The sequence below is a fragment of the Bacillus sp. LQ16 genome, assembly GCF_057784645.1.
Window position 1 is genome coordinate 1,429,081 of sequence record NZ_CM173491.1, and the last position, 23,518, is coordinate 1,452,598.

A 23,518-nucleotide genomic window follows, 5' to 3' on the forward strand; every position below is an offset into this window, starting at 1 on the left:
CTTAATGCGGAATAAAAAGGCCCTCAAGGAATCAAGGACCTTTAAAGATTTTCATTTTGTTGACCAAGTTCTTTTTGAGCAATATATAAATTTCCTTGCTCCACTTGTTTAAGTGTATGAACAGAATCGCCTGCATATCCTTTTTGTGTTTTAACAGTTCTTTTGGAACGATTGGAATTTTGTTTCTTCATATAATAGGCCACCTTTCATCAAAAATAAACGAAAATGATAAGTATGAGTAATACAGCGGCGAAAATGGTAATACCCATTAAAAACGAAGTGTTTTTATATTTAGGTGGCTTATGTACATCTTGCCGATATCCAGGTGAAATTTCAGGGGCAAATTCTTCATCGAATGATTGCTTTTTTTCTTTGTCGTCCATATGTACCCACCTTTCTTTTTCATTATATTATACGTTACAAGAAAAAATATGCATAAAGAAAACAGCCGCTTTATTATTAGCGGCTGTTTTGTGTTGTATATTTTCGTTGTACTTGAAAGAGACGGATAAGGAGGAAGGCAGCGCCAAATGCTAGACCGATAATAAGACCGATCCAATAACCTTTTGCGGCCCATTCTGTATATGTTGCTAATATGTAACCTAGTGGTAGACCTATTATCCAATAAGCAATTAAAGTCATAATTAGAGCAACATTTACATCTTTATACCCACGCAGAGCTCCTTGTACAGGGGTTGCAATTGCATCTGAAATTTGAAATAAAATCGCAAAGATAAGAAATTCTTTTGCTAAATGATGAACTTTTGCATCTGTCGTATAAATAGAAGCAATTTGATTATCAAAGAAGTAGAGAAGAATTGAATATAATAAAGCAAAGGCAAGGGCTAATCCAATTCCAATCAGTCCGTATTGTTTTGCATTATCGTAACGTTTTGCTCCAACTTCGAATCCGACTGCAATAGTCATTGCCATTGCTAAACTTAGCGGAGTCATATATAACAAGGAAGCAAAGTTCATAGCTGCTTGGTGAGCTGCAATAGTTGTCGTACTAAAATTACTCATCATGAGCGTTACCGCAGCGAAAATACTCGTTTCAAAAAAGATAGCAAATCCGATAGGAACGCCAAGCTTTAAGAATGTTGTCCAACTCGAAAGAGAAGGGCGATATAATTGTTTGAAAATGTTGAAAGAGGCAAAAGGCTCTTTCGTCTGAATAATAATGACTGTAATAATTAAAATGCACCAATATGTTGCAGTGGAAGCAATTGCTGCTCCGACACCACCAAGCTTTGGGAAACCGAAGTTACCAAAAATTAATAGGTAATTTAATATTACGTTAATTGGTAATGATAGTAATGTAATAATCATCGTTGTGCGAGTTTTTCCTAATGCATCAATAAATCCACGTAAAACAGTGTAAGTGAATAAAGGTATAATTCCTATTGCGATAATACTTAAAAATTGAGCTGCAATTCGTTCCACAGGTTCTTCTAAGCGCATGCCGTTTAAAATAGGTGAAACGACGAAGAAACCGATGAGGATAACAACGAAGCTAGCACAAATTGCTAAATAAACTGCTTGTATGACAACGTGGGGAACGTCCTTTTTTTTCTTGGATCCGACGAGTTGTGCAACAATGGGAGTAGTAGCCATTAAAATTCCTGTTAATCCCGTACTAACTGGAAGCCATATACTTGTTCCAATTGCAACACCTGCTAAATCAGTTGGACTTGCATGTCCTGACATTGTTGTATCAAAAAAACTCATCGCAAATAATGACATTTGCGTTACGAAAATCGGAAAAAATAGTAATACAAATTGCTTTAACTTTTGTGAAAATGAAGTAGTTTCTTTCATAAAATCCCCTTTCCATATAAAAAAACAAACTCTTACTATCATACAATTTAATCAAAGATTAGAAAAGAAATACGCGCCTACAACATATGAAACCAATAAAAAAAGGATGCACTTTGAAAAGGGATAAGGTATTATGATAAGGTGTGAAAAAATTACATATTATTTGTTATTAAGGAGGCACTACTTGTGGCTGATTGGTTAATTGGTTTAATCATGGGTGCTGTTGAAGGGTTAACAGAGTTTCTACCAGTATCATCAACAGGACATATGATTTTAACAGGACATTTAATTGGATTTGACGATGAGAGAGCGAAAGTTTTTGAAGTTGTTATCCAATTGGGATCGATTTTAGCAGTTGTTGTTATATTTTGGAAGCGTCTATGGTCGTTAGTTGGAATAGGTAAAGTAACAGACGGACCATCGTTAAATTTATTACATATTATTATCGGGATGATTCCTGCCGGGATACTTGGCGTATTATTCCATAGCACTATTAAAGAGGTTTTATTTGGTCCAGGACCAGTTGTTATTAGCTTAGTAGCCGGTGGTATTTTAATGATTGTTGCTGAGAAGTTTTCAAAACCAAGTACAGCAAGAACGTTAGATGAAATCACATATAAACAGGCATTTACAATTGGAATGTTTCAATGTTTAGCTCTTTGGCCAGGATTCTCTCGTTCTGGTTCTACAATCAGTGGTGGTTTATTAGCTCGCGTGTCGCATACAGCGGCAGCTGAATATACGTTCATTTTAGCGGTACCGATGATGGTAGCTGCAAGTGGATTAGATTTAATTAAAAGCTGGGATGTATTAAGCTCAGCAGATATAACACTATTTGTAACAGGATTTGTAACTGCATTCGTTGTTGCGATGCTTGCAATTGTTTCATTCTTGAAATTATTATCTCGTGTGAAACTAACACCGTTCGCTTATTATCGTTTCATTTTAGCTGCGGTATTCTATTTCTTCATTATGTAATAAAAAAACCTGCCGAGCTCGGCAGGTTTTTTTATTTTACTATTTTTTCCACCATATTTTCCATTACATGCTCCCAAAGAGAAGTATCATCAGCTAATGTAGCACGGAAATTAGCATACATTTCTTTTTGTTTTTCTTCGAATGTTGGATCTTCTTTTTCAGGTAATGTAGCGCGCATTGAAGTTACTAATTCTTGTACTTTTGGAGCGCGTGGTCCAAAGACGGCTTGTTCATTTCCATCTTTATCAATGAAAATAAAGATTGGAATCGCACGTGCTGTTCCATTTGTTAAATATTGATCCATTAATTCTAAGTTTTCGTCGCGAATTAATAAACTCATTTCAATATTTGCAACTTCAGAAATTCGTTTCATAACAGGTACGCATAAAAGAGCATCGCCACACCAATCAGCAGTTAATACGATAACACGCCAGCCGTCATTTTGACGTTCTTCTAATACAGGAAGTAATTCATTTGGAATTAAAAAGTTATTGTAAATGTGTAGTAGCTCGTATTGGTTTACTTGCATTTCATTCACATATGTATCAAAGGACATACCTTTATCAGCCCATTGTTGTAAGTTCATAATTAACACCTCTTTAGTAAGATTTGCTTTCATTGTACCAATTTTTATATAGAAAAGCTTGTATTCTTACTCTTTCTCGTCACTTAATAATTTATTTAAGAGGAAAAAGAATAGTACGACACATAATTCAGCTATGTTGGACATTTGTACGCTTTCTATCCAATCATCAGCAGTATGAATGACGAACCAATCTAGTGTAATTTCAATGAATGAGAAAAGAGTAATAGAAATCCAATTTGGCATGTTTTGTGTCAGTGGATATAGCAGCGCTTTGAAGAAACTGAAGATGAAAAATGTAATACTGTCTAAGAAAGTGATTAATAAAAAAAAGAGAAGTAACGCAGTACGTGAACTATACTCTATACCTGTAATTTGAAAGATTCCTACATATATAAAAAATATAAATGCAAAAATTATAATGAGAAAAAGAGCGATAATACTAATGATAATCGTTTTATCTTTTAGGCTGAGATTTGAGAATTTCTCCTCCTCATGCATTAAATTACCCCCTTTTTCTGGAAGTTAACTTCATTTTATCATGAAATACATATTAAAAAACTACGAATTATGGGAAAATAAGGTGACAAAAAGTAAGATTTCATGTAAAATTATTAATAAGGTTTTTATTTAACTAAATGAAATAAAAGGAGCTGTCAAAGTTGTCTCAAAATCGAGAGCAATTAATGGAAGAACTATCGACAAATGTGTTTGCTATGTTTCGCACATTGCGTAATGATATCGGAAAAATATTCGGTGGTTACATACCGTGGAATGAATTCATCGTCCTGAGAATATTAAATCGTACGAATAAAGAAATGGTATCGCGTGTAGCAAATGAATTAAATGTGTCGAATAGTCATATTACAGCTGTTACAGAAAAATTAATTAATAAAGGTTTTGTAACTCGTTCACGTTCTACATCAGATCGCCGAGTTGTGTATTTAGAGATTACAGAACAAGGGAAAGATTTAGTTGCGAAAATGGAAGATGCGAAAAAACAATATTTACAAGAAAGATTCTCTACACTTTCAGAAGATGAAATGAATGTAATGATTTCGATTTCCAAAAAACTTATTTAAGTGATTATAAACAAGAAAACGCTTACGTGATGAAAGAGAAGATCTTCCTTATATATGGAAGGTCTTCTTTCGTGTGTAATAGATGTTAAAAAATAAAATGTGTATGAAAAAAGATAGAGCGCCATACTACTAATACAAGGAAGGGAGGGAGAAATATGACGAATCGTAACGGTAGTAAAGGGAGCGGTAATCAAGGATCACCAAAGTCTGGCCAGTTTAATCAGGAATTTAGCACTGAATTTGAAACTGGTAATGATAATAAAGGGAAAGAATATCGTTCTAAAAAAGGGAGTAAATCAAAAAAGGAGTGAATATATTTAAATTTAGATAATAAATTACAGGATAGTTAGTCCATTATGAGGGCTTATTATCCTTTTTTATTTACATAATGAATGAATTAAATAAAGATTGAATATTTAGTTTAATCAGTCTAATATAGATATGTAATTTGAATTGTTTGTTTGGTTTTGGGAAGAGGAAAAAGCCTCGTTACGAGGACCTAAAAAAATAATCAGAGGTGCTCTTAAAGATAGACAAAGGATGGGAGAGTGTTTTAATGAGGGTTCAAGAAATACCCATTGGTAATAGAAAGGCTTACATTTTACTGAATTCTGATGGAGTACCTGTTGTATCAGTAGCTAAGTATATGAAACATCTCTATAACAATGAGAGTAAAAGCAATACTTTAAAGACCTACTGTACGGCTTTAAAGCACTATTTTACATACTTACAACAAATAAAAATTGATTACCAACAAGTCAATTTTGAGATTCTGTCTAACTATGTGGCCTGGCTTAGAAATCCTTATAGGAACAACAAGGTCATACCTTACAAAGCACCCAAAAAACAAAATAAAGAAAAAGAACCCAAACAACTTACTGAGAAAACAGTAAACAACTACATCAGTGCCGTAACCAACTTTTATGACTATTTGTATCGTAGCGAGCTAATCGATTCAGATATAGTTGAAAAGCTAATGAAAAATATGTTTACTGGTGCTGGTGCAAATGGATACAAGAGTTTTTTACATCACGTCAACGAGGGGAAACCCTACTCCAAAAACATCCTTAAATTAAAAGAACCCAAAGAAAAAATGAAGATATTTACAAAAGAACAAGTTGAAACCATCTACCATTCAACTACGAATATTAGAGATCGATTTCTGGTTCTTTTGCTTTTTGAAACAGGTTTACGTATTGGCGAAGCTCTCTCTTTATTCCTTGAAGATTTTCAATTTGATGCCAAACAAAGAAAACATAAGCTCAATTTGAAAGATAGAGGGGAATTACCTAATGGCAGTAAGTTAAAAACAGGGTCCCGGAAATTAGAAGTTTCTCAGTCACTAATGGACTTATATGATGACTATTTGTATGAAGTGGTTGATGACTATAACCTGGACCATAACTTTGTTTTTGTGAAGCTTTGGGGGAAGAATCCTGGTGAACCAATGACCTATTCGGATGTATATGCTACGTTTAAAGAGATTGAGAGAAAAACAGGCATTCATATAACCCCACATTTATTTCGTCATACTCACGGAACTATTTACTATCTCGAAACGAAAAACATTAAAATGGTGCAAGAGCGTTTGGGACATTCGCAAGTCCAAACAACGATTAATCTATATGTTCACCCTTCTGATGATGAAATCCGAGAGGATTGGGAAAAGGCAGCTCACGCTTTTGAAATTGGACCCAAAATAGATAACTAAAAGGACGACTTTGCCTTAGGTATTCCTGACGAAGCGTTTCCTTTTTAATTTGAAATTAGACGAGTGTGGTAGGAGGAAAAGCTTTGAAAAAAAATATAGCAAATCACCTAATTCCGCAAAGTGAATATTGGGACTTAATCAATTCTACTCTCGCCTCTTACGAGGTGAAGGAAATATCTAGCGATGGAACAGTAAGAAGAAGGCTTGTGAAAGATGATTATTTTCTTATCAATGATATATGGAACATGAATGATATTGGTCAAATTCCTGGCTTCGAAGAACGCTTTAATAAATATAAGGGGACAGGTAAAAACATAAGGTTCACTACTGAGCGCATTACAATATCCCAAGAGTTAAAATTTGTATTCTATTGTTACCTTTTTAAAGATGAGTGAAGTTTAAGCACTATATTTAGACACTACAACGCGGTTTTAAAAAAATTCATTCAATTTCTAAATAAAAAACACGCCCAACTACATTCCCTACTTGATTTAAATATTGAGAAAGCTGAGAAAGAGTGGATTTGGTGGTTGGATAATAACGGCGTTAAAACTTCTGCATCAAGCAAAAATCGCAAGAATGGTGTTGAGTATAAATTTAAATCATCACAAGCAAACTTCTTGCGAAATATGTATAAGAAATTACTTTATCTGACAGATACACGGGAAGAATTGGAAAAAGATAGATGGGATGTCAGGGTGTTACATAAGAAGTATGGGATCTCATATATTACTTCTAGTTCTCATTATTATTTGGATTTTACAACTATTCATAATGATATTTTTAAACAGCATTTAAAAAAATATATTAAAACTAGATTACTAGGCGGAAAGAAATTTTCGTGGAATTCAGCTATGAATTATGTGAAATTTGTTTCGAAATTTCTAAATTTTATCAGTCAACTAGAACCTAACTGGAGTAATCTAAATACTCTTACAAGAAAACATATCGAGAACTATTTAGAGTATCTTCATTATCATGCAAAAAATAATTTAAAAACTAAAGACGCTAATCCAAAGGGACATATAATTACAAATCTAACTTTAGTTCACACCTTTTTACAGGATACCCAACGTTTTGAATACAGTATTGCACCTAAGAAATCCATTTCTAGACTAATTTATTCCGAGGATTATCCAAAATTAGATAAGAAATCCGATGATGATATTGATTACATTCCTGATTATGTACTGGAGCAATTATTTACGCACATTAACGATCTTCATCCAGATGTTCAGCCCATCGTTTGGGTAGCCTATAAAACCGGGTTGCGTATTGGTGATACACTTGGTTTGACTCAAGATTCTTTGGATAGGTTAAATAGTAAATATTGGATTGTGGCGAATATTGAAAAAACCTATGTAAAAGACCATAAAGTACCTATTGATGAACAATTAGCAGATATAGTTGCCGTTTTAATCCATAATTCCAAGGAGCGCAGCAATGATGACAATAACCCTGATAAATACATTTTCGTTCGGTATAGTGGCCGCCGTAAGGGAAAGCCGTATAGTCAGTCGTGGGTGCAAGATAAAATTAACCAACTAATAATCGAAAAGAATATAACTGATGAAATGGGGAATGTTTTTCACTTTAAAAATCATCAATTTAGACATACTTACGCAGTAAAGATGTTAAATGGTGGAGCTGATATTTTAACCGTCCAGGAATTATTAGCACACGCATCACCCGAAATGACATTGCGATATGCCCGTTTATTAGACGACACAAAGCGTAAGGCTTTTGAAGACATTGTTAAAAAAGGCGTTTTTAGCTTTGATTTGAATGGTGAAATTCATCAGGTATCGGAGACTCAGGATATTCCGGAAAATATTATGGATATGATGTGGAAAGACGAGAAACTAAATGCATTGGATAATCCTTATGGAACGTGTCGGGCTCGAGTTAATGGTAATTGTCCATTAGCAGTAGAGCCCCCTTGCCTTACAGCAAACGATGGAAAACCTTGTTTTGACTTAGCAGTTGGTATGACAAGCTTTGATATAAAAAAATATGAACTACATATAGAAAGTACAACTAAAATAATTGAAGTTTCAAAGCAATATGGTCGCCAAGATATGGTCGAAGCCAACGAAAAGAACTTAGAAAGATACAAAAACATTTACGATACGATTAAAAACGGAAATGTCATTTTTGGACGTTTTGAACGTGTGAAGAGACAGTTAGAGGGCAAGAAAAGGAAAGGTGTTAAACGTGGATAATTTTAACCGTGAAGAGCAATTGAGGCGACTACACGAAAAAAGAAAACAAACAACAAAAGTCAAAGTTGAGGAAGCTATTAAACGCCTAACAAAGATTTCTAAGGCAATTAACTTTAACAGTGTGGCAGAAGAAGCTGGTGTAAGTAAAGCTACGCTTTATAATCATCCAGAACTTAAAGAACGCATTAAATTCTTACGGAATCAACAAGAAAAAGCATTTGTAGACTCTAGAATTAAACGAGATGAAAGCAATCAAAATGCCATAATTGCATCTCTTAAAAGAAAGATTGAAAAGCTGGAAAAAAGAAAAAAAGATCTCGAAGAGGAAAATAAGCGATTACGTGAAAGAGAAAATGAAAAGCTTACTGATTATTTTTTGGAGTTATAAAGTAAGGTCACACATATTTGGAAATCACCACATGCCCATCAAGCTAAGATTTTAAAGTACCCCCTAAATGTTCACAAATAATAAAGATGTTAAAAAAATAATGAAGTTATTTAAAAGATAATATAGTTGTTTAAAAATTGAGATGGTATGATGGACAATCATACCATTTTTTCATTTCATGTATAATGAGATAAGGGAATATTTCATTATTCAACTAATTAAAATAAGGGCAGTATATTAGTAAAAGGGGGAGAAGGATGGATAAGTTATTGCAAGAAATCATAAATTGGGTTAGTAGGACTAATGAACAGGTTGTTATTGGTGTTTCAGGGCATGGCGCTGCTGGAAAAACAACGTTTGCTAATATGCTTGTAGACCTACTAAATCAAAATGAAGTGAATTATATTAATACAGATCCATATATTGTTAGTTCGGACATACGAAAGCATGCGATTATTCACTATACATACCAAAAAGAAAATCATCATTATAAAATGACGGCTTGTCATCCATCAGCGCATCATTTGTCTGCTTTAGAAAGAGATGTTCAGATGGTAAGAGCTGGCTTAGATTTTTATACGATAGATACGCATTATATGAAAAGCGAGTTGATTTCTTCAAAAAAGAAAGTGACGATTGTAGAAGGAATGTGTGTCGCATTTATTAATCCCGATTTATTTGATTTAAAAATTTACTTCTATACAGATGATGAAACGGAATTAATGAGAAGGTCTAGCCGCGATATTGCTGAAAGGGGAGCCGATATCAATTATTTAAGGCAGTCTCATGAAGAACGTCGGATTCAGTATAAAGTGTTTATGCATCCATACAGTCAACGTTTTGATATTATTATCAAAAATTCTGATGAAGCAATATGTCTAGAAAAAAATACATTTGAGTTTTATGCAGTTTAAATGCAAATACCCTATTTGTTATGTTAATTATGAGGGTTCATTTTCATTATTTGGCTCTCAAATGAAGCAACATTATTATTCAATCAAAAATCTATTCTCTATGAAACAACTAGATTTTCAAATGATTTTAATAGCCCTCTGCCATTTACATAGACAGAGGGCTATTGTATTTTTGGCGGCAATATTCAATAACTTTTTTATTACTTTACACTAAATGGAATTTTTTATAGCACCGAAGTTCATTTTATGATTTTTGGTGAAGAATGTGCTTCTTAACTTGATACCGCCAAAAAACAAACAGGAATGACTTAATAGTCATTCCTGTTTCTCAAAGAAACCTTCTATGGTACTAGCAACTTCCTTGAATGCTTCACTTTGGACACTAGGAATTAATAGTCCTCCGATTATATTTTTCCACTGTGAATTTACACCATCCCAGTTATCATCCCAATTTTCAGTAATATGTTTATAGGCTTTAACGGGTTTATCACGACTTGGTGAATCATATCCTAAAATATCCTCTATACACTCTTCTAACATTATTCTCTTATGCTTATTTTCATCACCCAAAGCTTCAAGTATAGGATCATTAAATTGAGATGCCCTTGGTGTATTAATATCCCTATCATGAATAACATAAGGATTAATTCCTAAAGCTCTCAGATATTTCACTAGAGAAATAATTATTGCCTTACCTCTAGCTTTTACAATCTCCCAATCATATGAAAATATTTTTTTTAATTCCTCAGGCATTCTTGAAATAGTTTCTTTAATAACAATTTCCTCAGTATCACCTTCTATAATCAAAACATTTTTTGCAAAAAATACTTTCGCAATACTATCATCAACTTTTAGTAGCATTTTAACATAACTTTTATCATCGTTTACTAATTCTTTAAATGCTTGACCTACATTAAAAGGATTTGCTATTACTTCATCTATGAAGAAATCCGTTCCTTTATACTTTGATGTTACTGTAGAAAGAGAATTTAAAACTTGAGACGAGTTTTTACTTAAATCGATCATATAAGGAGAGTGAGTAGTCGCCACAATTTGATTATTAAGATCAGATGACAATTCATAAATAGTATCTCTCATTTGTTGAGAAGCTTTAGGATGTAAATAAATCTCTGGTTCTTCAAAAGCAATTAATAAAGGTCTCACATACTCTTTATTTTGACGTTTAAGCTTATTTTCCCTCATACTTCTATATCTTAACATCGCAAAAATTGAAGATCTAATAACACCAGCACCTTGATTATCAACACTAGTATTTACATTACTTCCTAATTGAATATCAAATTTAGGAGTTATAACTTCATCAGGATTAGAAAGATTTGCTTGAGCAAGAAAAGTTGTCTCTGGAAATACATCACCAACCACTTTATTCAATCCAGAAAGCATTTGAGCAAATTCACTTTCTTCATCTTTAGGATCTAATTCTTTTGCTAATTCCTCTAAATAATATTGCGCTTTCTCGAAATTTGAAGATGAATTTCTTACATCTTCAAATAAACTATTCAATGTTGTTATCAAAGCACCTTTGTTCCCTGAAAGTTCCTCAGTTTTAGCTTGATCAGGTATTAACAAAAATTTAGGTAATTTAGTTAATACATTCCCAGAAATCCCTCCTGGATTTTCAAACCATATCGTTTCACTTTTATTAATATCAAACAACTCTTCGGGAGCAATATCTTCTAAATCTTTTAACACACTACCTGTAATTTTTTGGTTTTTAGTTTTTCCAATGAAATATTTTTCAGCATCTTCTTCACTCAAACCAGCATCTATGTAATCTTGAACTTTACTACAATTTAAAAATTGTGCTTTCAATTCAAGTTTATATTGTTGCATTTCTATTATAGGAGCCTGAGATCCTAATTTATATGTTTTACGATAATAGATTTTTAAGCCTGTTTCATTAGAATCTTCAGGGACATCATACTCAAATAAGCGTTGTCTATTAAATCCTTTCCATTCCACGGCTTCAATGGGTACGTTTCTAAATTCAGCAGTAATTACAACTTCATCCGTTAATCTTTGATTTTCTTTATTTTCATTTAAAATACAGAAATAATCATGCTCTGAAATTTTTTTCTTATCAGTCAGTAAATAATCTAAAGCTTTTAAAATTGAACTTTTACCAACATTATTAGATCCTATCAAAAAAGTAGTGTCTGAAAATAAAATTTCAGTTTTAGTATGTCTACGAAAACCTTCAATACAAATAGAATGCAACTTCATATTAATCCTTATCCCCTTTATCATCAGATTATTACCATAAATAAATTATACAGGAAAAATAAGGATTAAAGAATTAATAATAATTATTTGTTATTAATATGAGATCCCGCCACATGCCCATCAAGCTAAAGTTTTATTACACCCCAAAAACGAAATTTTTAGGCTTTTTTGTAACGAAAAAACCTATTTATCGTTTTGGGGGTCACCTGTTTTCTTAGGTTGATGGCAATGTGGCGGTACCCCATTGCCATCAACTTAAGAACTCAAAATTACCCCAAAACAAAAAAAATGAGTTCAATTCTCATGGACACCCATGAAAATATGAATTTTTCATTTTGGGGTGCTACAAAATCTTTAAGTCGATGGGCATAGGGCTACCATATTATTTCGGGAAAATTGTACGTTTAGACACAAATTAACCGGTACCTTGTACGTTAAGGAACCGGTTATTGACTTACTGCTTAATGGTTGTAATTTAGTTTCTTCCTAATCCCAATTGATATCTCCAGTAGTTATAGCTCCTTTACCTTTACAATAACCCTGACCAATACATTCTAGTATTAGACTATAGTTACCTCGACCTAGTTGTTCGTTTCTTGCAAACATGTCACCTGGTTGCAATATCTTTTCATACTTGACCTCATGATATTTATATAATGTGACCTTAATAGGAACTTTGCTTTCTGAATAATTTGATACATAAAAGAAAGGACTGTAGGTTTTTGTATTTATTTCTCGTGTTTGTTGAAGTCTTGTGTCTATTAAACTTACCATGCTGATACGAGAATCTTTTTGTTTTTCATACTGTTGCAATTGATTCCAAATTGCTTCATGCCCCTCTGGTACATGGGTAGTCAACAAAAACGTGTCAACTTCTTTAAAATTGATTGAATTTTTAACGGCTTGTTTATGAATCTTATCTTGACCAATTGATATTAAACCTTTATTGGTGAGAAAAAGTCCTAGTCCTCCTAATCCCAAAACAATACCTATACCGATAGTGGAAAATCTAAGGGACTTGCGTTTGAATCCATTCATCCCCTATATCCTCCTATTTTTAAGCGACTTCTTCCAGTCAATAGAAGAGGTAAAAGGATAGCCAGACTAATCAAAATAGATACCATGAATAAGACTAGTGCAACAAGTTCTAGTGGAAGTGAGTAAACTATAATCGATATACACAAACCATACAGAAAAGTTCCGATTGCTAAAATATGACGTCTAGCACGAGTTTTATTCATTGCATAACGTTTACGTGTCTCTTTTATTAATAAACTATAAATAATCAACAACATACCTGGAACAGTGAAAAGACAAGAGGTAACCCAAAACAATTGCGATCCAAGTAAATGAGTTGCTATTGAGGATGCGAATATCCCAAAAAGAAATAATAATATTCCACCAATCAATCCTTTTGTTGAAATATGCATTGCTTCTTTAGAGTCAATAGATTGTTTCATTTCATCTTGACCATACAATTGCATTTCTTCCACTAAGTCACTTAAATCCCCGATTGAAATGACTCCTTTTTTAAATGCGTCTTCTTCTGTATAACCCTCTTTAATCATATCTGAAATTCGTTCTTTTAGATTTATAAATAATTCTTCCTTCATATCAAAAAGTTGTTGTGTTCCTTTTACATCTATAAACTGTTTATCGATGTAATCCTGTATTCTTTCATCTAATTTTCTAGTTCTCATTAACATCTGTAATCTCTCCTTTAATTAGACGATCTATAATCTCTTTCGCAATGTTCCACTCTTTTTTACCATTTTTGTAAAAATCTATACCGGATTCTGTTATGTGGTAATATTTTCGTCTTCCCCCTTGAGTTTCGTCTCCCCAATAGGAAGAGATGTGACCTTCTTTCTCTAATCGACGAAAAGCTGTATATAAAGTAGCTTCCTTTAATTCGTATTGATTGTCACTTAATTCAATAATCCTTTTGTATATTTCATATCCATAACTATCACCTTGACGAAGAACATTTAAGATGATCATGTCCGTATGCCCACGGATTAAGTCTGTAGATATAACACTCATTATATATCACCTCTTATAGTATATAATACGAAATATTACTTTGTCTGTCAAAGTAATATTTTACAAATAGTAGAATGTGTTTATAAAGGAGCCATGCCACATCTCTATCAAACTAAAGCGGATTTGTATTCACAAAGTGAAAAAAACGCTATTCTTTTTGTAGAAATATACAGAAAGGATGGCGTTCTTTTATGAATCTATCGATTCAAAATGGGTTTCATTTATTCGCTGAAGAACTACAGCAATACCTATCTCCATATGTTCTTCAACAATTCGCACAGGAGACAGGATTTGTAAAACGTAAAAGTAAGTATGGCGCACGCGATTTGGCTGCTTTATGTATTTGGATTAGTCAACATGTAGCAAGTGATTCTCTCACTCAATTATGTAGTCAGCTTTATGCAAATACAGCTACACTCATAAGTCCAGAAGGACTGAATCAACGCTTTAATCCAGCAGCTGTCGCATTTCTTCGAGAAGTTTTTACTTCTCTTCTCACACAAAAACTCTGTTCAAATCACTCACTTTCTGCACATATAATCTCTACTTTCAATCGTATCCGTATTCTAGATGCAACAGTGTTTCAACTGCCTGATCAATTCGCCACTGACTATCAAGGTTCAGGTGGGAGTAGTAATAAGGCAGGCGTGAAAATCCAATTGGAATATGATTTACTTAATGGCCAATTCCTTAACGTGCAGCTTGGACCAGGAAAAAATAATGATAAAACATATGGTACCATCTGTCTTAAAACCGTAGAAGCAGGCGATTTGTGTTTACGTGATCTTGGTTACTTCGATTTAGGAGACTTACAAGCCATTCATGATAAAGAGGCTTACTATATCTCGCGGTTGAAGTTGAATACACGCATTTATATCAAGAACCCTGAACCAGAATACTTCAATAATGGTACGTTAAAAAAGCAAACAGAATACATCCAGCTTGATATGACACAAATGCTGTCTGGTCTAATCCCTGGTGAAACGATGGAAATCCCCGAGGCATACATTGGCCAAAATCAGAAACTTCCAGCACGTGTCATTATCCATCGTTTAACCGATGATCAAACACAAACACGTCTGAAAAACCAAGCGATACGTGAAAAGAAAAAAGGCATTATCATGAAGGATAAAAGTAAACGTTTAATGTGCATGAATGTATATATCACGAATACGTCACTAGAAGAAGTACCGACGAACTACGTGCATTCATTATATTCACTTCGTTGGCAGATTGAAATTTTGTTTAAAACGTGGAAATCATTCTTTGAAATTAATGAATGTCAAAATATAAAAAGAGAACGCCTAGAGTGCCATTTATATGGACAACTCATCGGCATTCTCCTCTGTTCTTCTACGATGTTTCAAATGCGTCAGTTTCTGTTTGAAAAGAAAAAGCAGGAGCTGAGTGAATACAAAGCGATTTATATGATTAAAGATTACTTTCCATTACTGTTTCAAGCGATAGCCGTTGGCACAGAAGAACTTTTAAAAATTCTGCATCGCCTTTATCAACTGCTCAAAAAGAACGGTCGTAAATGTCATCGGTATAAAAAGATGACCGTCTTTGATATTCTAGGGATTGTGTATAAAACGACAGTGAAGCATAGACAAGCTGCCTAGCGAAAAAATCGCGTTTTAATAGGCTTCTTTAGCATGCCTACTTTTTTATCACTTGCTAGTTTTGAAACAAGGATCAATTCGTACCTAGTAATTTATTTAGTTAGCTTGATGGGCATGGGGTACCGCCAGCATTTCGGAAAAAACCCACGCTAAGGATATACAAGATTTTATACAGTTTTTCGACTAATCCAGTAATAAACAAGAAACCTAAAACCGTGCCATAATAGGAATGTATAAAAAGATGAATAGTTTTATAGAAAATAAAACAGGGTATTCCTTCTGAGATTAAGGATTCCCCTTTTTCCTTGCTACCGATAATAGGACGTTATGTTAACTGGTCATGTATAGAATATACATTTTTAAATCAAAACAAACATCTTATAAATATTTGTTATAATTTGGATATGTTAAAATGAAAAAGGGGATGGACATAGATCATGTCAGTAAATTGGAATAGTGTAGAACACAGAATTTATACAATGTGTATGATTCAAAATGGAGATAAAATCTTACTTATAAACCGGCCAAATCATTTAGGATTCCCTGGGTATCTAGCACCAGGTGGAAAAATAGAATTTCCTGAAAGCATAGTAGAAGGAGCTGCAAGGGAAGTCAAAGAAGAAACCGGACTAACTGTTTCAAACTTAATATTTAAGGGATTAGATGAATATGTTAATCCTAAAGCCAATGTCAGATATATGGTATTTAACTATTGGACAGATGCATTTAAAGGAGAACTACTTGAAAATCCTCCAGAAGGAGAATTACTTTGGATATCTATTGATGAAGTTTTAAATTTACCTATGCAAGACTGGTTTAAAGAAAGATTAAATTTGTACCTTGAACCCGGAACCTTTGAAATTCAACGACTATGGGATGACGATTTGGATAAGCAAGTAGATATCAAAATTACTAGAACTTAATGGAGTACCGCCAACATTTCGGAAATTTTGTAAGCTAAGTAAATTTTCTCTTAAAAAAAGTCGGTTCCTGTACATTAAGGAACCGACTTTTATATTAGGCGATCAATTAAAGTACCAATAGATGAATTAGACTAAATCTTTTAATCGTTTTATTGCAGAGTGAAAGTTTTAAGTCGCTCATCCCAATCTTTTGAAAAATAAGAATCAGGTGAATACTACTAGATTTAATGTAATTTTACTTATACTAAGGAGACGTAAAAACCAATGGAACAATTAATAAAAAAGGCTCTCATTCCCTATTGTATAGGAAACAAAACATTGGTTATTGAAAAAGAGTTACATATAAACAGTTGGAACAGTGATTTACACTATAAAATTGTTGTAGATGGAATACCATATTCCGCAAGGTTTATTAGATATAATCGATCACCTAATAATGTATTTGGAGAGATTACTAATGAAATATTATATGAACAAACAAAGTTTTGTCGATTCCTTGTAAATAATAAAGTCCCATTCATGCGTTTATTCCAAATATCAGAAGATGAACCATTTACTACTGTTGAATGGAAAAATGAAGTTTATCGTTTTATATTGTTTGAATGGATTGAAGGTCAACATATCACTCATTGTGATGAGTATATTGCAGAGGAATTTGGAAAAGTGGCAAGAAGATTTCATGACATTTCAAGTATATATAAGAGTTCCATATTCCCAAAAAAATCACATCTTGTTGGGTATTCTCAATTTACTAACAATCTCCGTAATAAAGTTAAAACACTCAACCTATCATTAGAAAATTCAAAAATGATAGAGGAATACCTTGAAATAACTGAACATCATATAAAAAAAGCGAATACGAAACGATTTGATTTTATCCTACACTCAGATTTAAATCCACTTAACATCCTCTGGAATGAAAATAAGAGGGTATTAGGAATTGTCGATTTTGAATCAATTGGATACAGTGATAGAACTGAAGGCTTAGCATGGTTAATAAAATGGTATTCTAGAACAAATGGGATTAATTCTCATGAAATGTCACCTAAAGTCGCTAACTCTTTTTTAAAAGGTTACAATTCTGATGATTTTTTAAGTAAAAAAGATTATCATCGACTATCTTCACTTATATGGCTATCAGGTTGTATTAATTGGAATTTTGTTAAGAAAACAACTGAAATTTTAGAAACGAATAATAATGTCATACTAAAAAAACATATAGAGACTTATAAACAACGAGGCGAAAAACTTTTATCATTAATTTTGACCAATTAGTTGAACTAAACATAAGTTGATGCTACCACGTAATTGACTTCCCACTTCGAATTTTATGTAAATAAGCTGTCCATATAGACAGCTTATTGTATTTTTTTGCTTAACGTTGTTTTTTTCCGAAATGCTGGCAGTACCCCATCGCTATCAAGCTAACAAAATACAACTACCCCCAGAACGAAATTTTGTACTAATTTGTAATAAAAAGCTCATTTTTTCGTTAGGGGTGGATTTGTTTGCTTAAATTGGTGGGCATGTGGCAGACCCCCCATCGCTATCAACCTAAGCTTCTTAATTACCCCACATCCATCAACTTAAGGGTGTGTGGCGATACCCCGATAATAAAAAGATAGTAACATTTTGTACATATCAAATATGTTTCTACCTTTGATTTTATTGAGTTTAACATCTATGACCTAAATATAAAAATAATCACTCCTTTTTTGATTTACGATGCTGCCGATTGATCAGTATTATATTTTTCTTCTGATTTTGCGACAATCATTGCGCAAATTGCATCCCCAGAAATGTTTACAGCTGTTCTAGACATATCTAGAATACGGTCAATACCGATAATTAAAGCGATACCTTGTACTGGTAGATTTACTTGATTTAAAACCATTGTAAGCATTACAAGTCCAACACCTGGTACACCAGCAGTACCGATACTAGCTAGTACAGCGGTTAATACGACCATAGCTAATTGCGGTAATGTAAGTTCAACTCCGTATACTTGAGCGATAAATACAGTTGCTACCCCTTGCATAATGGCAGTACCATCCATATTAATAGTTGCCCCTAGTGGTTGTACAAATGAGCTTATCGCTTTTGGAACGCCAAGCTTATCTTGTGCTGTTTTCATTGCAAATGGAAGCGATGCATTAGAGCTAGATGTACTAAATCCAATTGCCATTACTGGTCCGAAATGTTTAAAGAAACGAACAATACTTTCTTTTGCTAATACCTTTAATAAGCCACCATATACAAAGACCCCGTGAATAATGAGTACTAACATAACGACAATCATATACTTGAACATCGCAGCGACGCCTGCAAGCCCCATTTTACCAACGGATGAAGCGAGCAAACCGAATGTTCCAATTGGGGCTAATTTCATAACGAGATTAACGAGATACATCATTAATTCGTTGCCCTGTTCAAGTAATGAATGGATACCTTGAACTCGTTTTCCTAAAATAGCTATACCGAGTCCAATCAATACGGCAAAGGCAATGATTTGTAACATGTTTCCGTCAGCCATCGCTTTTGCTGGGTTATCTGGTACGATATTTAGCAATGTGTCGACGAAAGATGTTTCAGTTTTTGCACCTTCATACTTAAGACCTTCTGTTTTAAAATTACCGCCAGCTCCTGGTTTTATAATAAGTGCAAATGTAACCGCTATAGAGATGGCAACCGCAGTTGTTACGAGAAAGAATGAAATTGATTTTAAACCGATTCTTCCAAGTTGTTTCGGATCTCCAAGGCCGGCAGCACCAAGTACGATAGAAATGAACACAACAGGAACAACTAGCATTTTAATAAGTCGAATAAACAATTGACCAATTGGGTTGAACACATATTGATTTAGTGGCTCAAAGATAGATGGAGCGGCTAAATTTAGAGTGAGTCCAACAACTAGACCTAGAAATAATGCGATTAAGATTGCTTTTGTTTGTTTCAATAAAATCCCCCCTTTTGTTTTTGCGAAATTCCTTCCTAAAGTAATTATACCGAAAAAATCCCTAATTTGACAATATTTTCTGAATTTTTAGGTTTTTATTTAAGTACAGATAGATTGATTTTGTGTTTGGAAAATAAAATAGACCATCACATAGGATGGTCAAGGGAAGGGGACAATTTATGTCAATTTAATTAGGGATGGAAGTTGCTTTAAGACACTGGGGAATGTCTTATAAATTAGGGAGGAACAACTTCGATACATATACTATAAAAGATAGGTGTGACTCTCATGTGAACATAGGGTGAAAGAGAGAGGGAGTTTTAAATAAAAGATAGAAAGACAAAAAAATAAGACCATCATTTATAAGATGGTCAAGGAAGGGGACAATTTATGTCAATTTAATTAGGGATGGAAGCTGTTCAAAGACACTGGGGAATGTCTTATAAATTAGGGAGGAACAACTTCGATACATATACTATAAAAGGTAGATGTGACCTCTGTGTGAACATCGAGTGAAAGAGAGAGGAAGTTTTAAATAAAAGATAGAAAGACAAAAAAATAAGACCATCACATAAGATGGTCAAGGGAAGGGGACAATTTATGTCAATTTAATTAGGGATGGAAGCTATTCAAAGACACTGGGGAATGTCTTATAAATTAGGGAGGAACAGCTTCGATATATATACTATAAAAGGTGGATGTGACCTCTGTGTGAACATCGAGTGAAAGAGAGAGGAAGTTTTAAATAAAAGATAGAAAGACAAAAAAATAAGACCATCACATATAAGATGGTCAAGGGAAGGGGACAATTTATGTCAATTTAATTAGGGATGGAAGCTATTCAAAGACACTGGGGAATGTCTTATAAATTAGGGAGGAACAGCTTCGATACATATACTATAAAAGGTGAATGTGACCTCTATGTGAACATAGAGTGAAAGATATGGGGATTTGAAAAATAGTACATATGAAATTGTTATTGCTAGCAATATTGAGTTAGGATATATAGTTTTCCAGCATAAAAGAAAAAAGAAGTCTGAATATAAATAAAAGTTGTAATCTATGAAAAAAAGGATTATGCTCAACTATATTATAAGAATATAAGGTTTGTCCCAATTCTTTAAGGGCTTTTAAAAAGCTTTTTATTTATGAGGGGAAAGCTTCACTTTAATAAGGGAGTTAGTGATATGGAAGTAACAAAAAAACAAGGGCTGTATAATCGTCTTATACGATTAAACCCACCACAAATATTAGCGTTAGGTTTTTTCTGCTTAATTGTGGTTGGCGGTTTGTTATTAAAGTTACCATTCGCAACGAAAGCACATATTAGTTGGGTAGATGCTTTCTTTACAGCAACGTCAGCAGCGACCGTAACTGGTTTGGGAGTAGTGGATACAGCAAGTACATTTACGATGTTTGGCGAAATTGTTATTATGTTTTTAATTCAAACAGGTGGTCTAGGTCTTATGACAATTGCCATTTTAATTGTTTGGGTATTAGGCAAAAAAATCGGATTACGCCATCGTTTATTAATTGGAGAAGCGTTTAATCAAACAAATATAGGTGGTCTTGTAAAATTAGTAAAGCGTGTCTTTATATTTTCGATTTGTATTGAGCTTATTGGGGTCATCTTTTTATCGTTTCGCTTTATTCCAGAGTTTGGTTTTGGAAAAGGTTTATACTATAGTATTTTTCATGTAATTGCATCTTATAATAATGCAGGCTTTGCTTTATGGCCAGATAATTTAACAAGATATGTAGGAGATCCCATTATTAATATTGGGATTTGCTCTTTAATTGTAATAGGTGGACTCGGTTTTACCGTATTAATTGATATATGGTATAGTCGCAGTTTTCGAAAATTATCACTTCACTCAAAAATAATGATTATTGGAACAGTAGTGCTAAATGTTATAGCAATGATTGTAATTTTTGTATTGGAATATAATAATGTGAAGACGTTAGGGAATTTATCTTTAAATGAAAAACTATGGGCTTCCTTCTTTCAAGGTATTACCCCGCGGACAGCTGGATTTAATACGGTTGACTATGGAGGTATGGAAGAATCATCTATATTATTTACGATGATTTTAATGTTTATTGGTGCAGGAAGTGTATCAACAGGTGGAGGAATTAAATTAACAACGTTTGTTATCTTAATTACATCTGTCCTTTCTTTCTTTAGAAAAAAGGAGGAAATTGTTTTATTTCAGCGTACAATTAAAATGTCGACAGTAACGAGGGCCTTAGCGATTGCTGTTGCCAGTCAAATACTTATTTTGGCAGCGGTATTTATATTAATGCTTACAGAAAACTTCAGCTTTATTCAATTATTATTTGAGACAATATCAGCGTTTGGTACAGTCGGATTAACGATGGGAATTACTGCAAAGCTATCGGCATTCGGAAAATGTATTATTATGTTTGTTATGTTCTGCGGATTAATTGGACCATTAACACTTGTGTTCTCTTTAGCGCGACCAGCAAAACAAAAAATAAAATATCCATCGGAAGATGTGTTTACAGGATAAGGTATCCCGCGTTAAGCGAGATACCTTTTTCTTTTTTAGAAAAGGGAGAACAATAAACCAATAAGTGCTACTCGGAATAAAATTGCGATAAGTGCAGCAATCCCACCGACAACTGCAGCGATACCGCCAGTTACAGTAGCTCCGCGATTATAAGCGTAAATACCGAGTAAAACAGAAACAAGACCAAATAGTGTTGGGAATGTAAATAGCGATAAGATAGATAGCGCAAGAGCGATAAAACCAGCAGTTGATCCAGCAGCGGACGATTTTACAACATCTTTATCGTCTTTATCATCGTAATCATAATCAATGCGTTGTGGTGCAACCTCAGCGGCATACTCTTCTTTATAGTCACTATAATCACTATCTATTCTATCTCTTCTTTTATAATCATCAAATTTCTCAGTCAAAGTCATGGCTCCTTTCATAACAAGGTTCAATAGTAGTATGTATCTCTTTTTCTTTTTTATCCCGCATTAACGGGCAGTAATATCTATTAAAAGGAGGAAAATGTTTTCTTGAAATAGGAAAAGTTAGTATGACTTCCTCTATTTTGGAAAGTATAAAAAGGAATAATGAGGAAAGGGTGCAATACATAATGGAACATCCAATTGAAAATTTAATGAAAACGGCAATGACAAATTTAAAAGAGATGGTAGATGTAAATACAATTGTTGGGAGCCCGGTTTCAACAGCTGACGGAAACGTTGTATTAACAGTATCTCAAGTGGCTTTTGGTTTTGGAGCTGGTGGAAGTGATTTTAAAGGGGGTTTCATTACTGAAAAACATAACGGTGGGCAAAATCAGCATAAAGAGAACAAGCAAGGGCATCCATTTGGAGGAGGAAGCGGGGCTGGGGTTTCTATTAGTCCAGTAGCTTTTTTAGTAGTTGGTTCTAATGGGGTGCAAGTATTACATCTCAACAGCAGTACACATTTAATTGAAAAGGCTTTAAATACTGTACCAAGCACTGTAGATAAATTTGTGAATGGTCGTCAAAAGTGAACTTGCATTTTTTAGGAATTATGATATATTAGAAAAAGTGCGCTTTAGGATGATCGGAATAATTGAAATGTAAATATATATGATGTGTGAAATAAGGGAGAGGAATTTATGATTAATATCAAAAACTTAGTAGTTGGCTTATTTATGTTAGTAAGCGGCTTTGTTGTATATGTAATAAAAGAAAAAGCTCCATTCTAAAACAGACAAACCGTTAATGTCTGTTTTTAATTTGCGGAAAAATATTGACAAGCTATTGTATTGGTGTTAGAATTTTAATTCGTGTCTCGGTTACAGCTAGTGTAAAGTAAATATCTCTTATGAATGCAATACGAAAAGTTTGCGAAAGATCGGGTAATTTTATCAACAACTTTTGTGAACAAACCCTATAAATTGTATTTGTAAGCTATATATGTATACTAGTGAATCAAGGAGCGGTCAGTGGAACCGTAATGATGAGAGAGAGGTAGGGCTTTCATCCAGTATATGTTACTTTCCCG

Annotated in this window: 23 protein-coding genes and 1 pseudogene; 13 read left to right on the forward strand and 11 right to left on the reverse strand. The window is 33.5% G+C overall.

Annotated features, from left to right (window positions below; translation table 11 throughout):
- Positions 1–41: 41 nt before the first annotated feature.
- The 3 genes from AC3EMB_RS07250 to AC3EMB_RS07260 all read right to left on the reverse strand — a co-directional run bounded on the left by AC3EMB_RS07250 (position 42) and on the right by AC3EMB_RS07260 (position 1,818).
- Complete coding sequence (locus tag AC3EMB_RS07250) at positions 42–191, reverse strand: hypothetical protein (protein WP_000744623.1); 150 nt, start codon at positions 189–191, stop codon at positions 42–44.
- Positions 192–209: 18 nt separating this feature from the next.
- Positions 210–383: a hypothetical protein gene (locus AC3EMB_RS07255; RefSeq protein WP_000341062.1), complete on the reverse strand. Its 174-nt coding sequence runs from the start codon at positions 381–383 to the stop codon at positions 210–212.
- A gap of 76 nt (positions 384–459) precedes the next feature.
- The gene (locus tag AC3EMB_RS07260; protein ID WP_029441800.1) at positions 460–1,818 is read right to left on the reverse strand and encodes an MATE family efflux transporter; all 1,359 of its coding nucleotides are present in this window, start codon (positions 1,816–1,818) and stop codon (positions 460–462) included.
- A 186-nt stretch (positions 1,819–2,004) separates the two neighbouring features.
- Between AC3EMB_RS07260 and uppP the strand changes: the two genes are divergently transcribed.
- Entirely contained in the window at positions 2,005–2,796 is a 792-nt protein-coding gene (gene uppP, locus AC3EMB_RS07265) for a bacitracin resistance undecaprenyl-diphosphatase (RefSeq protein ID WP_000796253.1), read from the forward strand.
- A 31-nt stretch (positions 2,797–2,827) separates the two neighbouring features.
- On the opposite strand, the gene AC3EMB_RS07270 is transcribed toward uppP, so the two are convergent.
- Positions 2,828–3,415, reverse strand: a complete 588-nt coding sequence (locus AC3EMB_RS07270; RefSeq protein ID WP_002040836.1) for a thioredoxin family protein — start codon at positions 3,413–3,415, stop codon at positions 2,828–2,830.
- A gap of 33 nt (positions 3,416–3,448) precedes the next feature.
- The gene (locus AC3EMB_RS07275) at positions 3,449–3,880 is read right to left on the reverse strand and encodes a YrvL family regulatory protein (protein ID WP_095691173.1); all 432 of its coding nucleotides are present in this window, start codon (positions 3,878–3,880) and stop codon (positions 3,449–3,451) included.
- A gap of 161 nt (positions 3,881–4,041) precedes the next feature.
- Here AC3EMB_RS07275 and AC3EMB_RS07280 point away from each other — a divergent pair, with 161 nt between their 5' ends.
- The 6 genes and pseudogenes from AC3EMB_RS07280 (at position 4,042) to AC3EMB_RS07305 (ending at position 9,696) form a co-directional block, all read left to right on the forward strand.
- Entirely contained in the window at positions 4,042–4,461 is a 420-nt protein-coding gene (locus AC3EMB_RS07280) for a MarR family winged helix-turn-helix transcriptional regulator (RefSeq protein WP_000081434.1), read from the forward strand.
- 155 nt (positions 4,462–4,616) lie between these two features.
- Positions 4,617–4,772 (forward strand): hypothetical protein, encoded by a 156-nt coding sequence (locus tag AC3EMB_RS07285; RefSeq protein ID WP_000184928.1) that lies wholly within the window; start codon positions 4,617–4,619, stop codon positions 4,770–4,772.
- Positions 4,773–5,017: 245 nt separating this feature from the next.
- On the forward strand, positions 5,018–6,172 hold the full coding sequence (locus tag AC3EMB_RS07290; RefSeq protein WP_488517600.1) for a tyrosine-type recombinase/integrase: 1,155 nt from the start codon (positions 5,018–5,020) through the stop codon (positions 6,170–6,172).
- 83 nt (positions 6,173–6,255) lie between these two features.
- Positions 6,256–8,394: pseudogene (locus tag AC3EMB_RS07295) on the forward strand (tyrosine-type recombinase/integrase).
- A complete protein-coding gene (locus tag AC3EMB_RS07300; RefSeq protein WP_322471184.1) occupies positions 8,387–8,782 on the forward strand; it encodes a DUF6262 family protein in 396 nt (131 codons plus the stop codon). The pseudogene AC3EMB_RS07295 and the gene AC3EMB_RS07300 overlap by 8 nt, the downstream one beginning before the upstream one ends.
- A gap of 257 nt (positions 8,783–9,039) precedes the next feature.
- A complete protein-coding gene (locus AC3EMB_RS07305; RefSeq protein WP_488517601.1) occupies positions 9,040–9,696 on the forward strand; it encodes a uridine kinase family protein in 657 nt (218 codons plus the stop codon).
- Between the two features lie 315 nt (positions 9,697–10,011).
- Here AC3EMB_RS07305 and AC3EMB_RS07310 read toward each other — a convergent pair whose 3' ends face one another.
- The 4 genes from AC3EMB_RS07310 to AC3EMB_RS07325 form a co-directional block, all read right to left on the reverse strand.
- Positions 10,012–11,940, reverse strand: a complete 1,929-nt coding sequence (locus AC3EMB_RS07310) for an AAA family ATPase (RefSeq protein WP_488517602.1) — start codon at positions 11,938–11,940, stop codon at positions 10,012–10,014.
- A 486-nt stretch (positions 11,941–12,426) separates the two neighbouring features.
- Complete coding sequence (locus AC3EMB_RS07315) at positions 12,427–12,978, reverse strand: hypothetical protein (protein WP_144465343.1); 552 nt, start codon at positions 12,976–12,978, stop codon at positions 12,427–12,429.
- Positions 12,975–13,646: a permease prefix domain 1-containing protein gene (locus AC3EMB_RS07320; RefSeq protein WP_186313191.1), complete on the reverse strand. Its 672-nt coding sequence runs from the start codon at positions 13,644–13,646 to the stop codon at positions 12,975–12,977. The genes AC3EMB_RS07315 and AC3EMB_RS07320 overlap by 4 nt, the downstream gene beginning before the upstream one ends.
- Complete coding sequence (locus AC3EMB_RS07325; RefSeq protein ID WP_144465344.1) at positions 13,630–13,983, reverse strand: PadR family transcriptional regulator; 354 nt, start codon at positions 13,981–13,983, stop codon at positions 13,630–13,632. The genes AC3EMB_RS07320 and AC3EMB_RS07325 overlap by 17 nt, the downstream gene beginning before the upstream one ends.
- Before the next feature lie 191 nt (positions 13,984–14,174).
- Between AC3EMB_RS07325 and AC3EMB_RS07330 the strand changes: the two genes are divergently transcribed.
- The 3 genes from AC3EMB_RS07330 (at position 14,175) to AC3EMB_RS07340 (ending at position 17,803) form a co-directional block, all read left to right on the forward strand.
- Complete coding sequence (locus AC3EMB_RS07330; RefSeq protein ID WP_488517603.1) at positions 14,175–15,605, forward strand: IS4 family transposase; 1,431 nt, start codon at positions 14,175–14,177, stop codon at positions 15,603–15,605.
- Positions 15,606–16,042: 437 nt separating this feature from the next.
- Positions 16,043–16,528, forward strand: a complete 486-nt coding sequence (locus AC3EMB_RS07335; RefSeq protein ID WP_199689238.1) for an 8-oxo-dGTP diphosphatase — start codon at positions 16,043–16,045, stop codon at positions 16,526–16,528.
- A 264-nt stretch (positions 16,529–16,792) separates the two neighbouring features.
- Positions 16,793–17,803 carry a phosphotransferase enzyme family protein gene (locus AC3EMB_RS07340; RefSeq protein WP_488517604.1) on the forward strand — a complete coding sequence of 337 codons (1,011 nt, stop codon included), beginning with the start codon at positions 16,793–16,795 and terminating at the stop codon, positions 17,801–17,803.
- 445 nt (positions 17,804–18,248) lie between these two features.
- Here the strand turns inward: AC3EMB_RS07340 and AC3EMB_RS07345 are convergent, their stop codons facing one another.
- A complete protein-coding gene (locus tag AC3EMB_RS07345; protein WP_488517605.1) occupies positions 18,249–19,484 on the reverse strand; it encodes a dicarboxylate/amino acid:cation symporter in 1,236 nt (411 codons plus the stop codon).
- 1,187 nt (positions 19,485–20,671) lie between these two features.
- Here AC3EMB_RS07345 and AC3EMB_RS07350 point away from each other — a divergent pair.
- Complete coding sequence (locus tag AC3EMB_RS07350) at positions 20,672–22,015, forward strand: TrkH family potassium uptake protein (RefSeq protein WP_064531905.1); 1,344 nt, start codon at positions 20,672–20,674, stop codon at positions 22,013–22,015.
- Positions 22,016–22,050: 35 nt separating this feature from the next.
- Here the strand turns inward: AC3EMB_RS07350 and AC3EMB_RS07355 are convergent, their stop codons facing one another.
- Positions 22,051–22,425 (reverse strand): hypothetical protein, encoded by a 375-nt coding sequence (locus AC3EMB_RS07355; protein WP_000136546.1) that lies wholly within the window; start codon positions 22,423–22,425, stop codon positions 22,051–22,053.
- A gap of 128 nt (positions 22,426–22,553) precedes the next feature.
- Between AC3EMB_RS07355 and ytfJ the strand changes: the two genes are divergently transcribed.
- Positions 22,554–23,021: a GerW family sporulation protein gene (gene ytfJ, locus AC3EMB_RS07360; protein ID WP_002093915.1), complete on the forward strand. Its 468-nt coding sequence runs from the start codon at positions 22,554–22,556 to the stop codon at positions 23,019–23,021.
- A 108-nt stretch (positions 23,022–23,129) separates the two neighbouring features.
- Positions 23,130–23,219 carry a hypothetical protein gene (locus AC3EMB_RS07365; protein ID WP_000608227.1) on the forward strand — a complete coding sequence of 30 codons (90 nt, stop codon included), beginning with the start codon at positions 23,130–23,132 and terminating at the stop codon, positions 23,217–23,219.
- The last annotated feature ends 299 nt before the right edge of the window (positions 23,220–23,518 follow it).

Excerpts from the sequence above, each read along its gene's own strand:
- AC3EMB_RS07250 (WP_000744623.1), bottom strand. The coding sequence starts at position 191 with ATGAAGAAACAAAATTCCAATCGTTCCAAAAGAACTGTTAAAACACAA.
- AC3EMB_RS07255 (WP_000341062.1), bottom strand. The coding sequence starts at position 383 with ATGGACGACAAAGAAAAAAAGCAATCATTCGATGAAGAATTTGCCCCT.
- AC3EMB_RS07260 (WP_029441800.1), bottom strand. The coding sequence starts at position 1,818 with ATGAAAGAAACTACTTCATTTTCACAAAAGTTAAAGCAATTTGTATTA.
- AC3EMB_RS07270 (WP_002040836.1), bottom strand. The coding sequence starts at position 3,415 with ATGAAAGCAAATCTTACTAAAGAGGTGTTAATTATGAACTTACAACAA.
- AC3EMB_RS07275 (WP_095691173.1), bottom strand. The coding sequence starts at position 3,880 with ATGCATGAGGAGGAGAAATTCTCAAATCTCAGCCTAAAAGATAAAACG.
- AC3EMB_RS07285 (WP_000184928.1), top strand. The coding sequence starts at position 4,617 with ATGACGAATCGTAACGGTAGTAAAGGGAGCGGTAATCAAGGATCACCA.
- AC3EMB_RS07290 (WP_488517600.1), top strand. The coding sequence starts at position 5,018 with ATGAGGGTTCAAGAAATACCCATTGGTAATAGAAAGGCTTACATTTTA.
- AC3EMB_RS07305 (WP_488517601.1), top strand. The coding sequence starts at position 9,040 with ATGGATAAGTTATTGCAAGAAATCATAAATTGGGTTAGTAGGACTAAT.
- AC3EMB_RS07310 (WP_488517602.1), bottom strand. The coding sequence starts at position 11,940 with ATGAAGTTGCATTCTATTTGTATTGAAGGTTTTCGTAGACATACTAAA.
- AC3EMB_RS07315 (WP_144465343.1), bottom strand. The coding sequence starts at position 12,978 with ATGAATGGATTCAAACGCAAGTCCCTTAGATTTTCCACTATCGGTATA.
- AC3EMB_RS07320 (WP_186313191.1), bottom strand. The coding sequence starts at position 13,646 with ATGTTAATGAGAACTAGAAAATTAGATGAAAGAATACAGGATTACATC.
- AC3EMB_RS07325 (WP_144465344.1), bottom strand. The coding sequence starts at position 13,983 with ATGAGTGTTATATCTACAGACTTAATCCGTGGGCATACGGACATGATC.
- AC3EMB_RS07330 (WP_488517603.1), top strand. The coding sequence starts at position 14,175 with ATGAATCTATCGATTCAAAATGGGTTTCATTTATTCGCTGAAGAACTA.
- AC3EMB_RS07335 (WP_199689238.1), top strand. The coding sequence starts at position 16,043 with ATGTCAGTAAATTGGAATAGTGTAGAACACAGAATTTATACAATGTGT.
- AC3EMB_RS07340 (WP_488517604.1), top strand. The coding sequence starts at position 16,793 with ATGGAACAATTAATAAAAAAGGCTCTCATTCCCTATTGTATAGGAAAC.
- AC3EMB_RS07350 (WP_064531905.1), top strand. The coding sequence starts at position 20,672 with ATGGAAGTAACAAAAAAACAAGGGCTGTATAATCGTCTTATACGATTA.
- ytfJ (WP_002093915.1), top strand. The coding sequence starts at position 22,554 with ATGACTTCCTCTATTTTGGAAAGTATAAAAAGGAATAATGAGGAAAGG.
- AC3EMB_RS07365 (WP_000608227.1), top strand. The coding sequence starts at position 23,130 with ATGATTAATATCAAAAACTTAGTAGTTGGCTTATTTATGTTAGTAAGC.